Origin of the sequence: Mucilaginibacter sp. MD40, from assembly GCF_002288635.1 — a bacterium.
In the GTDB taxonomy this organism is placed as follows: domain Bacteria; phylum Bacteroidota; class Bacteroidia; order Sphingobacteriales; family Sphingobacteriaceae; genus Mucilaginibacter.
Genome location: NZ_NRSW01000001.1, coordinates 635,632 through 647,835, shown reverse-complemented (window position 1 = coordinate 647,835; position 12,204 = coordinate 635,632). Strand labels below are relative to the sequence as shown.

The 12,204-nt window shown below is 46.6% G+C and carries 12 protein-coding genes; 9 read left to right on the top strand and 3 right to left on the bottom strand.

Annotation, left to right across the window (positions count from 1 at the left end):
- Positions 1-88 precede the first annotated feature (88 nt).
- Both CKK33_RS02880 and CKK33_RS02875 read left to right on the top strand, forming a co-directional pair.
- Positions 89-1,621: a serine hydrolase gene (locus CKK33_RS02880; RefSeq protein ID WP_095702665.1), complete on the top strand. Its 1,533-nt coding sequence runs from the start codon at positions 89-91 to the stop codon at positions 1,619-1,621.
- 67 nt (positions 1,622-1,688) lie between these two features.
- A complete protein-coding gene (locus CKK33_RS02875) occupies positions 1,689-3,065 on the top strand; it encodes a M1 family metallopeptidase (protein WP_143822887.1) in 1,377 nt (458 codons plus the stop codon).
- 5 nt (positions 3,066-3,070) lie between these two features.
- Here CKK33_RS02875 and xth read toward each other — a convergent pair whose 3' ends face one another.
- Entirely contained in the window at positions 3,071-3,847 is a 777-nt protein-coding gene (gene xth / locus CKK33_RS02870; RefSeq protein WP_095702663.1) for an exodeoxyribonuclease III, read from the bottom strand.
- 47 nt (positions 3,848-3,894) lie between these two features.
- Positions 3,895-5,721 carry an FAD-dependent oxidoreductase gene (locus CKK33_RS02865; RefSeq protein ID WP_095702662.1) on the bottom strand — a complete coding sequence of 609 codons (1,827 nt, stop codon included), beginning with the start codon at positions 5,719-5,721 and terminating at the stop codon, positions 3,895-3,897.
- 78 nt (positions 5,722-5,799) lie between these two features.
- On the opposite strand from CKK33_RS02865, the gene CKK33_RS02860 reads away from it, so the two are divergent.
- The 6 genes from CKK33_RS02860 (at position 5,800) to CKK33_RS02835 (ending at position 9,059) form a co-directional block, all read left to right on the top strand.
- A complete protein-coding gene (locus CKK33_RS02860; RefSeq protein WP_095702661.1) occupies positions 5,800-6,336 on the top strand; it encodes a YfiT family bacillithiol transferase in 537 nt (178 codons plus the stop codon).
- 3 nt (positions 6,337-6,339) lie between these two features.
- The gene (locus CKK33_RS02855; protein ID WP_095702660.1) at positions 6,340-6,675 is read left to right on the top strand and encodes a tRNA-binding protein; all 336 of its coding nucleotides are present in this window, start codon (positions 6,340-6,342) and stop codon (positions 6,673-6,675) included.
- Positions 6,676-7,158 carry a nucleoside deaminase gene (locus CKK33_RS02850; RefSeq protein WP_095702659.1) on the top strand — a complete coding sequence of 161 codons (483 nt, stop codon included), beginning with the start codon at positions 6,676-6,678 and terminating at the stop codon, positions 7,156-7,158.
- Between the two features lie 335 nt (positions 7,159-7,493).
- Positions 7,494-8,267, top strand: coding sequence for an HNH endonuclease (locus CKK33_RS02845; protein WP_095702658.1), 774 nt, complete (start codon positions 7,494-7,496; stop codon positions 8,265-8,267).
- Positions 8,268-8,316: 49 nt separating this feature from the next.
- Positions 8,317-8,604 (top strand): hypothetical protein, encoded by a 288-nt coding sequence (locus tag CKK33_RS02840; RefSeq protein ID WP_095702657.1) that lies wholly within the window; start codon positions 8,317-8,319, stop codon positions 8,602-8,604.
- Positions 8,605-8,657: 53 nt separating this feature from the next.
- Positions 8,658-9,059, top strand: a complete 402-nt coding sequence (locus CKK33_RS02835; RefSeq protein WP_095702656.1) for a DUF4476 domain-containing protein — start codon at positions 8,658-8,660, stop codon at positions 9,057-9,059.
- Positions 9,060-9,079: 20 nt separating this feature from the next.
- Here CKK33_RS02835 and CKK33_RS02830 read toward each other — a convergent pair whose 3' ends face one another.
- A complete protein-coding gene (locus CKK33_RS02830) occupies positions 9,080-10,471 on the bottom strand; it encodes an RNA methyltransferase (protein ID WP_095702655.1) in 1,392 nt (463 codons plus the stop codon).
- Between the two features lie 549 nt (positions 10,472-11,020).
- Here CKK33_RS02830 and CKK33_RS02825 point away from each other — a divergent pair.
- Positions 11,021-12,148, top strand: coding sequence for an alpha/beta hydrolase (locus CKK33_RS02825; RefSeq protein WP_095702654.1), 1,128 nt, complete (start codon positions 11,021-11,023; stop codon positions 12,146-12,148).
- Positions 12,149-12,204 lie beyond the last annotated feature (56 nt).

Here is a 12,204-nt window from a genome sequence, read left to right as displayed (position 1 = left end):
AGTTAATTTGTGGGTGATAATTAAAATAAATAATTGTGCAGTAAAAATTGCGTTAAATTAGCATTTTAAAGCCTCTCTACACAAATTCATGAAAAAATTACACTTGCTACTGTGCCTATTGGCCACAACTTTTGTGGTAAACGCCCAAAAGATAGACCGTTCCAGGTTTATTACCGATAGCCTTGACAGTTATATTAATAAAGCGTTAACCGACTGGCGCATTCCCGGCGCGGCCGTGTGCATTGTTAAAGATGGTAAGGTAGTGCTCATGAAAGGCTACGGGATAAAGGAGTTGGGCCTGCCAAATAAAGTGGATGTGAATACGCTGTTTATGATCGGTAGTAATACCAAGGCCTTTACCGCTACGGCACTGGCTATGCTACAAGCCGATAAAAAGCTGTCGCTGGATGACCGCGTAACTAAATATGTCCCCGAGTTTAAGTTAGATAATAGTGCAGCGGGGCAACAGGCGATCATTAAAGATCTCTTGTGCCACAGGCTGGGCTTTAAAACCTTCCAGGGCGATTTTACTTTTTACAACAGTAACCTCATCAGGCATGAGATCATCGAAAAGCTGGGTAAAATGAGGGCTACCTATCCGTTCCGGACTACCTGGGGTTACACCAACGCGGCTTTTCTTACTGCGGGAGAGATCATTCCACGGGCTACCGGCAAACAATGGGAGGTATATTTAAAGGAAAACATATTTTCTCCGCTGGGTATGAACAGCACCCTCGCGCTCACTGCTGATATGCCCAAAGCACTCAACCGTACCGTACCACATACCCTGGTTGATGGCCGCCTTACCGCTATACCCTACGCGCAGTTGGATGGCCTTGCTCCCGCCGGTGCCATCAGCTCGAGTGTTAGCGACATGAGCAAATGGGTAATGGCCTTATTGGATAATGGTAAAATAGGTAATAAACAAGTGATACCAGCAGCTGCTATTACAGCAACCCGCCAACCGATGGATGTAGTAGGTAATACCCATTATTTAAATGGCGACAGTGGTTTTGAAATTTACGGACTGGGATGGTTCCTGGAAGATTACTGTGGAAAGCGCATTGTGCAGCATACCGGCGGGGTAAGCGGCTATGTGTCGTCCGTTACACTGCTGCCTTCTGAAAAGCTGGGGATAGTGATATTAACTAATACTGATCATAACGAATTTTTTGAAACACTGCGACGTGATATCATTGACGCCTACCTGGGCAATAAAAATTATCATTATAATGATGTTTACCTGGCCAATTTCAAAAAGACTACAGCGACGTTTCGGGCTATTGACAAACAAATGCGCGATAGTACCCTGATGAACTTAAAGCCTCAGCTATCCATAAATAAATATACCGGTAAATACTATAATGACCTGTATGGCAATATGACCATTGAGCGTGGCGAAGAAGGTAACCAATTGGAAGCCCGCTTTGAGCATCACCCTAAAATGTACGCTAAGTTGCTGCCTCTTGGAGGTAACCGCTTCCAGGTAACATTTTCCGACCCAACTTTTGGCAAAGCCGTGTTCCCGTTTTTTGTAAAGGATGGCAAGGTAACCGGTATACGCGTTAAGGTAGCCGATTTTGTAGAGCAAGATCCATATGACTTTAAGAAGATAGATTAATGTGGCGCTCAGGAGTAACGTCGTATATGCATTGGACGTCTTGTACTCAATTGATCAACTTATGGTTATGAAGCATTTCTATTGGGCGTTATTTATATTGATGTTGAATGTTTGCCGGGTAAGCGGGCAGCAGCAAGCACCACACGTATCCGGTAAACTGGAGATCAGTTTTTCAGATGGGCTTATAAAGGGCGATTTTCAGCTATCTAAGCTTCCCGGCCTGGGTAAGCAGTACAAAATATTGCTGAACAGAGGTTTGAACATCGGGCTGCTGAAAAACGATAGCGGCAAAGTTTTGCAGTATAGCGGCTTTTATAATGATAAATTGATAGGAGAAGCAGCCGCGTATTACCCCGTGGCTGATAATGATACGCTCTCGTTGCCTCAAAAATTGTCTATCAGTTACACAGGTGCTTTCCCGATATATACAGATACGCTCAATTCTTTTGATTTTAAAGGGATGATAGCGCTTAACGGCAAAACACTACGCGCTGCTGAGCAGAGTAAGTGGTACCCGGTAATTTATGATGTAAAAAATGATAAAGAGCTGCTGGATGTAACCTATGATATTGATGTGGAATGTAAGGATTGCCAAACCATTTACATAAATGGTTCGCGGCCGCAGTCTGGTCCCGCTGCCAGGTTCGTATCTGCTGTGCCAAGGCAGCTTTTACTATTTGCTGGAAATTACAAGGCGCAAGTATTAGATAACAGCACTTTTCTCAATGCCGACCTTTCACCTGCCGAAGCAAAGGTGTTTAATGATAACATCGCCTTCATAACCAATTTTTACAAAGCGTACTTAAGTGCACCATATGGCGATAAGGTAACCCTGTTGCAGCACAAGGCGGTAGAAACTTACGGGCCATCGGGTAATTGGGGCTTTGTTACTTTCCCTACTATCGCGGTAGCGGGTGAAACATTTAAATCGCAGCTGGATATGCAGAAGGGTACGTTTAAAGATACGTCTAACTATACCTTTTATGCCCACGAAATGGGGCATTATTACTTTGGCCACCTGCTACAGCCCAATAGTACTTTAAAATGGTTTTTCCTGGAGAGCATGGCCGAGTTCCTTTCTATAAAGGCAGGGCAAAAAAAATACGGCGAAGTTTTTTTGCGTAATTACATCAGCAAGGCTAAAGCGCAGGTAAAAGACTGGAAAATTAAGCCTTTGCCCACCATTGTAAACCCGGATAACCTTGGCGAAGGCTACCGATACATCTACGGGCCATTAATTTTATTGGCCATGGAAAAGCGTTTTGGTCCCGGTGCCGTTGAACAATTTTGCCGTAAGGCACTGCAAAAGCCGGGTATGGAAACCAATTACAATTATTTGCTAACCATTGTAAAAGATGCCGGTATTAAAGATGCCGACTGGAAAAAGTTTGAAGCCGAAGTAATTAACCAGCGGGAGTGTAAAAATATTTATCCTTATTTATAGAGATACTACTCAGCATCTAAAGTTATCCATACAGGGGCATGGTCGCTGGTTTTTTCCCAGCCGCGTACCTGTTTGTCAACCCCGGCGGCTTTTAGCCGGGTATCCAGTCCGGGGCTTAGCAGAAAATGATCTATACGCAGGCCGGCATTACGGCCAAATGCATTGCGGAAGTAATCCCAGAAGGTATAAATGGTTTCGTCCGGATATAATTTACGCAGTGCATCCGTCCAGCCCTGGTCAACCAGTTTTTTGAAAGCCGCGCGTGTTTCCGGCCTGAAGAGCGCGTCCTCTACCCAGCGCTCAGGCTTATAAACATCTTTTTCAGTAGGCATTACATTGTAGTCACCCGTAAGTATGGTGGGCTTACCGGCTTTGAGCAGATCAGCCGCATGGTAGGTGAGCCTTTCAAACCAGGCCAGTTTATAATCGAATTTTGGCCCGGGCGCCGGGTTGCCATTGGGCAGATAGAGCCCGCCTATAGTAATTCCGCCTACTTCTGCTTCAATGTAGCGGCTGTGCAGATCTTCAGGGTCGCCGGGCAGTCCACGGCGGGTTTCCTTTATTTCCAGTCCCCTTGAAAGTATAGCCACCCCGTTCCAGCTTTTTTGGCCATGCCAGATAGCGTTGTACCCCGCATCGTTAATAGCCTCTTCAGGAAATTTTTCCTGTGGGGCTTTCAATTCCTGCAGGCATACAATATCCGGTTGTTTTTCCTGCAACCAGCGCAGCAATACGGGCAGGCGGCCATTTACGCCATTAACGTTATAGGTGGCAATTCTCATAAAGTTGGTGTTTGCTCAAATATATATAAATACAATAACGGCCGTGTTTAGTTCACCATTTTTCCGCTGATATCTACCTTACGGGCGAAAGGGTTGAAAAAGCGGTTGGCCAAAACGGCGAACTCTCGCCGGGTAATGGGCCGGTCAGTTTTAAACTCAGTTGGAAAGTGGTAATAGGTCTTCCAGCTTTTTTGGAGGGCGTCCTGCAGGTTTTTAGGGTCGCGAAGGGTCATATTGCTGATGTAGGAGATGATGTTTGCTATGGTAAACAGCTCTCCCGGCTTTTCCTGGTTAAACCATATGAACGACCGCGAATAGATCTCTTCCAGGTAAGGTTTTATTTCGGCTGTGGTTACTGTGTTGTCAGGCATGAACAGCACATCAGCTTTATCACCATTGGGGCGCTGAACACCTTTCAGCATACCGGTAGCACCAATCTGCTGTATGGCGCGCCATGCAGGGTCGGTTTGTTTAATATCAGCAAAAGGCATCAGGTAGCCCCCGAAATCAAGTATCTCGCCCTGTATTATACGCGGCATCAGGTTTTCCGTGGTAGTTTTAAAAAAAGCGCAAAACGCTGCTGTTGCGCCGGCGCCCTGCCCCAATGTCATTTGTACGGCAGGGTCGGTTACCGCGCCGTTTACCAGGTGAGTAACTGATAGCGCTTTTTCGGTCACCAGTAAATTGTCCTGATCTTTTACAACAATGGCCCCCAGCGGTATCGAAAATGCCGGGAAAGGCGGGTAGTTAATATGCGGCACCCCTGCCTCGCTGTAGTGCTGACCGGGCAGCGCGTCGCTAATGGCTATGGCCGTGCGGTAAAGCTGCGAGCCGCGGCTGTAAGGTGTGTAAATATCATCTACTACCATGCGCACCAGGCCCGCGGCGCGGCGGTTCTCCCTGATATAAGGTATGTAGGGCAGGTGGTCAGGCGTGTTAAAGTCATCGGCGAAACCCAGGTTTTTATAACCGAGAACAGTTTGCAGGTAATAGATAAGCCCAAGCGTGTGCAGCCTTGCCTTGCGAAAGGTTTCCGCACGGTGTTCAGGTTGCAGGTCCTCGCTGGTAACAGAATACTGGCTGGCGCATCCATCCCAGTTAATTAAGTATTTATCATTTGGTAGTTTAGCGGCGTCAAGCAGCTTTCTGATATCGGCTTTTTGAAGGCAGCTATATTTGGATGGGTCGTACCCATCAGGTTGCGGAATGGTATGGTTGGTATTGTGGCCGAAATCTTTCAAAACAGCCAGGTAGCTGATGTCCTGTATCTGGTTGGTGGCGTTTTGTGGGGCAAGGGCCTCTTTAGTGTCGCCGCGACTATCAAAGCCGGCTGTCATCAGCACCTCTATTTTACTCACCACATCGCCCAGTTCCGTAGCGTCAATTAATACTTTGGCTTTGATGGTGGTTTTTTGTTTGTCTGATACGATCACCACTTCCCAACCGGTGCCATCTTTTTTAATGTCAGTAAAGTTTGTATGGAGTTTAACGGTAAGATTTTTTACCGTATCGGTTAGCTTTTTCAGGATAGCCGCGCCTGTTGCCGGTTCAAATACCAGCGGGGCGTTGTACGTGGTATCATACCCGAGGCGCATCTTATAAACATCTCTTACCCGTTTACGGAACTCGCCATAAATACCCGAAGGGAAGTTGCGGTTAGCCTCTGCATAGCAAAAGCCGCCCGAGGTTAGGCTGCCGCCCAACCAGTCGCCCTGTTCTATAAGCATAGTTTTTACGCGGCTGCGTGCGCTTTGTATGGCGGCAGATACCCCGCTTGCACCGCCGCCAATAACCAATACATCGGTTTTAATGGTTTCGGCGTAAGCCCCTGTAAATGCGAAAATAAGGCAGCACAGCAGTAACTTTTTTATCATAAGTACGGCAAAATATCCATAAAACGCTAAATTCGGCCTGTTACATATTATTTTGTTAAAATATAATTGAGCAGCACCATGATACTTACCGATGAGCAGATGCGCTACCCGATAGGCAAATTTGTTGCCCCGGTTTCATACACCGAGCAGGACTACCGCAATTGGATACATGAGATTGCTATTTTGCCCGGCCGTGTGCGCGAAGCCATCTTAGGCCTTACTTATGAGCAGTTGGATACGCAGTACCGTACCGGCGGCTGGACGCTGCGCCAGGTGGTGCACCATTTGGCCGATAGCCACATGAACGCCCTTTGCCGTTTTAAGCTGGCCCTTACAGAAGATAACCCCACCATTAAGCCTTATGATGAGGCTGCCTGGGCCATACAGCCCGACTACCGCCTGCCGGTTGAGCCCTCGCTGCGTATGCTGGAAGGTATACACCAGCACTTGGTGGCCTTGTTGGAGAGCTTTAACGAAGACCAGTGGAACCGTACCTTTGTACACCCCGAAACCGGCGCTGTTATACCACTGAAACGCAACCTGGCTACTTATGCCTGGCATGGCAACCACCACCTGGCACATTTAACAGAAACCGTAAAAAGGATAAGGGCATAAGCTATGGAAACCATCAGCTGGAATGATTTTGAAAAGGTAGAGCTGCGCGCGGGTACCATTTTGGAGGTTTTTGATTTCCCGGAGGCGCGTAAGCCGGCCTACAAACTACGGGTTGATTTTGGCCCCTTAGGCATTTTACAAAGCAGCGCGCAGATCACCAGGAGATACAGCAAGGAAGAACTGCCCGGCAGGCAGATACTGGGCGTGGTGAACTTCCCTAAAAAGCAGATCGCTAATTTTATGTCGGAGTTTTTGGTTACCGGCCTGGCCGATGCGAACGGCGATATTGTACTGGCCGCTATTGATAAACCTGTGCCCAATGGCAGCAAATTAATTTAAATGCGTTACTTCAATTTTGGTGACGACGAACAGCCGGCCATATCGCCCGATGAGTTTTTTATGAACGAGGCCCTCAAGGAAGCCCGCCAGGCATTGGCCGAGGATGAGATACCCATTGGCGCCGTGGTGGTATGCAAAGGTAAGATCATTGGCCGGGGCCACAACCTCACAGAACGACTCAACGATGTATCTGCCCATGCCGAAATGCAGGCCCTTACCGCCGCCGCCAACTATATGGGCGGTAAATACCTGCCCGAGTGCACGCTGTATGTAACCCTTGAGCCTTGCGTAATGTGCGCCGGCGCCAGCTACTGGTTCCAGATAGGCCGCATAGTTTTTGGTGCCTATGACACCCGCATGGGCTTTGGCCGACTAAACCAAAGCATTACCCACCCCAAAACCCTCATCACCTCCGGCATCCACGAGAACGAATGCTCCCAACTCATTAAGGATTTTTTTAAGAGTAAAAGGAAGAAGAGTTAATTTCAGATGTGCAGATATGCGGATGTGCAAATGAGTAATAGTTCTCGTTTAAAATTGCGTTTGGTGATGCCCTCATTGCTACCCCATACACCATGCGTTCCACCAAGGAGTATATACCATAATGAAACAAACGGAACATTTTGACAATGAATGATTTGCAAATTTACTATTTGCGTTGCTTTGTTGAGTTAACCGTTGTAATTGGCTGATAACCAGCTTATGCCTTACTTTAGGTGCCCGTTCCGTGTGGAACGCTTTTGGAAACTATAACGGAACGGATTTGGGACAGCGATTATAACAGATAAATTGTATAACTTCATAAAAAGTAACAATTCATGAAAGCGGGCCAAACCCTCTGGACACGGGAGCAACTAATCCTTACTATTAATCTGTATAGCAAGATCCGTTTCGGGCAAATGCATGCCAGTAATAAAGATGTGCAGGAACTGGCCGCTATTATCGGCCGGTCGCCAAGCGCTGTTGCCCGTAAACTTGGCAACTTCGCCAGTTTCGACCCTACTTTACAGGCTCGTGGTATAAAGGGATTGGAAAATGTAAGTAAACTGGATAGGCAAGTTTGGCAGGAATATGTAAACAATTGGGACGAGCAGTTTATTGAAAGCGAGAAGTTACTCGCCCAAAAAAAGCATACCAGTATTGAGGCGTTAAACCCTGTAGACTTAAAAGAGCCCGAAATTATGGAGGGAAGGGAAGCCACAAGGCAGGTTTTGGTGAGGTTAAACCAAACGGCTTTCAGGAAAATGGTGTTGAGTAACTTTGATGATCGTTGTTGTATAACGGGCATTAATGTACCAGAGTTGCTTGTTGCAAGCCATATACTTCCCTGGAGTGAAGATGCGGGTAACCGCCTTAACCCAAGAAATGGCCTTGCCTTGAACGCCTTGCACGATAAGGCTTTTGATAGAGGATTAATTACGATTACAACAGACCTCAAAATCAAAGTTTCGCCCAGCTTACTAAAGGGTGCCGATATTTTAAGTATCAATAACAACTTCGCAGTTTATGATGGGCAACCCCTTATCGAACCCAAAAAGTTTTTCCCTGATGTTGAATTTCTAAAAGTTCATAATGGACGGTTTCGTTCATAGTTCACTTATACCCGATTGACAAATATTATCTGAGCTATAATTTTGTCAAGTGCAAAACATCAAGCTATGTTATCTCTATCGCGATAGCGGGAACTATAAAACCTTTAATCATGTGGTATTTGCAAATAGCACCGGTATTAATATTGCCAATATCGAAGTGAAAATCCGGCAAAAACTTATTGATGGTACTTGGTTCTATGCAGAGCAGTGGGGTTTGCCTTCCATAATAGATGAGCATTTCTCCATAAAAGATCCAACCTGGCATGAGTTTGAGACGGTTGAATTGACGGGCGACACTGGCGAAACCGACATTTCGGATTTTTTGAATAATATTTGATTATTGCTCTCCTTACAATTTATTTTTACCTTCAACACTTTAAATACCCCGAAATGAAAAAACTCTTCATCCTTATCCTCTTAGCATCAGCGGCAGCAAATGTAGGTGCCGCCACCGTTAAGCCTGTACCTGCTGCATTTATCCAAAAAATAAAACACCCGGAGCAGGCTATGTCTGCAGCTGAGGCTAAGGCTATATTGCGTGAGATGCAGCAGCAAAATACTGATGCGGAGAAAATCGCGGTGCTTAAAGCCGGCGTTAAGGATAAAGGCATCAGCATTGATCAGCTCATTACGCTGCTCAACCAGTTCAATACGGACGATTCCAAGATCGAGTCGGCCAAGTTTGCGTTTCCTTACACTACTAATTATAAAGCTTTCCTGCGTATCAGCGACCTATTCTCGCGCGAGGAGTATAAAGATGCTTTAGAGGATTTCTACAAAAAGAATAAATAAGAAGCGCTCCTGTTCCCCCTTCAGGGGGTTAGGGGGTTGTGGGTCAGGGGGGTACTCATTATCCTGATCTCCTTTGGATAATAATTATTAATACGGTTGGGCAGCAGTTTGGCCCATCCCAGCGCGAGGCCTTCGTAGGTCATCAGGCTCCAGCCTTTGCCGGTTGGCGTTATATCCATGTTATCGCGGCGCAGGTACTGTATGGCCTGGTCTTTACTTAATTCGGTTGATAGCACAGCTTCCTTATTTATATATATGCTCAGGGCCAGTTCATGGTCGGGTATCAGGTCGTTACCGGCCAGTTTGCCCAAACGCGTGCCCGACTTTTTTATGTACAGGTGCCGGTGTAAAGCGTTCAGGCTTTCCTTGTGTTCGCGGTTAATGGCCAACCAGTCGTCATTCACCTTAAAAAAGTAAAAGTCGTCGGCATTATTAACATAGGCCTTCACGATGTCCAGTTCTTTGGCAGGGAGCTTTTGCTGCGCGTTACTTTTATAATTGCTTTGCCCGCTGTTCTCGCGTTTGCGCAGGCAGGCTGCGAATAAGCCTTCGCCCTTTACCTTACCCGGGTAAAAGCGGTAGCCCCAGGCTTTAGCCGTGGCCGACTGACTTTCTACCAAGCCCCAGTCCTCTCTCAACGGTATGCGGATGCTTTCCATATCAAAGGTGCTGCACAACCAATCTAAAATATCCTCGTTTTCCTGGTGCGAGTAAGAGCAGGTACTATATATAAGGTAGCCATCTTCGGTTAGGGTGGGGTAAATATCGGCCAGTATGCGTTCCTGCCGTTGGTGGCAAAGGTTTACATTGGCTTCGCTCCACTCGTTCATGGCGTCGGGGTCCTTACGGAACATGCCCGACCCTGAGCAGGGCGCGTCAACCAGTATCACATCAAAAAAACCTTTAAGCGGGGCAAAGTCGCGCGGGTCGTTGTTGGTTACCACCGTATTGGCGGTACCCCAGCGGGTAAGGTTATCCATTAATATAGGTACGCGTGTTTTTATGATCTCGTTTGCCACCAGCAGATCGTTGCTCTGCAGTGCCGAATTAAGCAGCGTGCTTTTACCACCCGGGGCGGCGCAAAGGTCTAACACCCGCAATGGGTCGGTATCATTCCCCCTTATAGTATATAATATATGGCTTATGAACATGGACGATGCCTCCTGTACATAGTACGCACCGGCATGAAAGAGCGGGTCGAACGTAAAAGATGGGCGCTCGTTCAAGTAAAAGCCTTCGGCGCACCAGGGCACTTGGGCGTCGGTTTGGGTGTTGGATGGTTTAAAAGGATTAAGCCGGATAGTGGTTGGGGCGCTTTCTGATGCATGCGCATGGATGAAATTCTCCCTGTCGAAGCCCGGTTCAGCAGCCAGGTTCTCTAAAAACTTATCCGGAAAAGTATGATTTGCCATATATAACACCAAAAGTACGGAAAAAATTAAGCGCTATTTGGGCTGATTGATATGATGCAGTAACCATAAAATGCCGTTTTCATGCGTTTTTGGCGATGTTTTTAGTTGCCAGCCGATGTGATTTTAATATAAACACAGTATAAACGGGCCGTTAAATGGTGCTGTTTGTTGCTGTGCGTGAGTAACTTAAGTGGATGCTTAAATTATTTTAAATTTTCTTTGGAGGCAAGAACCTTTTCGGTGTACATTTGTATCCCGTCCAAAACGAAGGACGGTTGTTTTTTGAAAAGCAAGGCAAATAAAAAAAGTTAACGAAAAGTGAATTTTTCACTTGACATATAAACTAAAAATTTGCACCTTTGCAGCCCGCTTCACGGAGAGTTAAGCGGTTGTTTTTTGAAGGAGTGTTGAGGATGGTTAAGTAGGAAAAAGANAAAGCCTTCACTGGATAACAGTCGAAGGCTTTTTTGCGTTGCGAGAATTTTTGAAACTTGTCTGGAGGCAAATGCTTCGCTAACATTGCCAAAGAAATAGCCTTAACTTCGCAAAATGATCCGATTCATATTGAGCATCCTACTGCTATTAACCGCTTTGCTGATACTGTTTCCCGCACCGGAGTACCATTTGTGGTTACTTGCGGTTATCGCCGGCGAGTATTGCTGGGTGCTTGCGCTGGCAGCGCTGATCGTATTGGCTTCGGGGCGACGGGAAGACAAGGCTTTTATCACCGGTACTATCATCAGTGCAATAGCCTTCTTCATATTTATCCTTCCAATTTTTCAGGCTTCTCGAATCTCCGGGAAATTGAGTGGCAATCTCGATAAAGTATTTCTTGTTAAAGCTAAGCGAGGAATAGGTAAGCCATTTTCCATAGCAAAGTTTTTTGCTAAAACATCCGAAGCAGATCACTTTCAACATACTTACATTAAATACACAGACACCTCGTTAACCCTGGACTTCTATCCAAGTAAGATTAAATCTAATAGGCGGCCTTGCGTCATCGTTATTCATGGCGGCTCATGGAGCAGTGGCGACTCGCAGCAATTACCGGAGCTCAATAGCTTATTGGCTACTAATGGTTACAACGTAGCTTCCATAAATTATCGCATGGCGCCGATGTGGAAAAGCCCAGCGCCTGTTGAGGATGTGGAGAATGCGCTTAAATACCTGCGTTCGCACGCTGCCGAACTATCTATTGATACTAACCAATTTGTTTTGCTCGGCCGTTCGGCAGGGGCGCAGATCGCTTTGGTGGCAGGCTATACGCTAAAGAACCAGCACATTGCCGGTGTTATAGACTTCTATGGCCCTGCTGATATGGTATGGGGATATGCAGCACCTTCTAACCCGCTGATCATGGACTCGCGGAAGGTGATGGAAAGGTATCTTGGGGGCACCTATAGCAGCGTACCGAAACAATATGTGAATAGCTCGCCTTTATCGTTTGTGGACGCCTCGGTGCCACCTACGCTTATTATCCATGGGAAGAATGATGCCCTGGTGGCTTACGAACACAGCCGCAGGCTCAATCAGAAATTACAGCAGGCCGGTGTGCCCCACTACTGGCTTAGGCTGCCCTGGGCTACACATGGCTTCGATTATAACATTAACGGACCGGGCGGCCAATTGTCTACCTATGCGGTGTTGCGGTTTATGGATGATCTGGTTCGAAAATAGACTATAGACGACAACTTTTATCACAAAGGAACTTTTGCCTTAAAAGCGTGCGTTAA

What these genes read in the sequence shown, in the direction of transcription:
- CKK33_RS02880 (WP_095702665.1), top strand. Translation starts at nt 89, where the DNA reads ATGAAAAAATTACACTTGCTACTGTGCCTATTGGCCACAACTTTTGTG.
- CKK33_RS02875 (WP_143822887.1), top strand. Translation starts at nt 1,689, where the DNA reads ATGAAGCATTTCTATTGGGCGTTATTTATATTGATGTTGAATGTTTGC.
- xth (WP_095702663.1), bottom strand. Translation starts at nt 3,847, where the DNA reads ATGAGAATTGCCACCTATAACGTTAATGGCGTAAATGGCCGCCTGCCC.
- CKK33_RS02865 (WP_095702662.1), bottom strand. Translation starts at nt 5,721, where the DNA reads ATGATAAAAAAGTTACTGCTGTGCTGCCTTATTTTCGCATTTACAGGG.
- CKK33_RS02860 (WP_095702661.1), top strand. Translation starts at nt 5,800, where the DNA reads ATGATACTTACCGATGAGCAGATGCGCTACCCGATAGGCAAATTTGTT.
- CKK33_RS02855 (WP_095702660.1), top strand. Translation starts at nt 6,340, where the DNA reads ATGGAAACCATCAGCTGGAATGATTTTGAAAAGGTAGAGCTGCGCGCG.
- CKK33_RS02850 (WP_095702659.1), top strand. Translation starts at nt 6,676, where the DNA reads ATGCGTTACTTCAATTTTGGTGACGACGAACAGCCGGCCATATCGCCC.
- CKK33_RS02845 (WP_095702658.1), top strand. Translation starts at nt 7,494, where the DNA reads ATGAAAGCGGGCCAAACCCTCTGGACACGGGAGCAACTAATCCTTACT.
- CKK33_RS02835 (WP_095702656.1), top strand. Translation starts at nt 8,658, where the DNA reads ATGAAAAAACTCTTCATCCTTATCCTCTTAGCATCAGCGGCAGCAAAT.
- CKK33_RS02830 (WP_095702655.1), bottom strand. Translation starts at nt 10,471, where the DNA reads ATGGCAAATCATACTTTTCCGGATAAGTTTTTAGAGAACCTGGCTGCT.
- CKK33_RS02825 (WP_095702654.1), top strand. Translation starts at nt 11,021, where the DNA reads ATGATCCGATTCATATTGAGCATCCTACTGCTATTAACCGCTTTGCTG.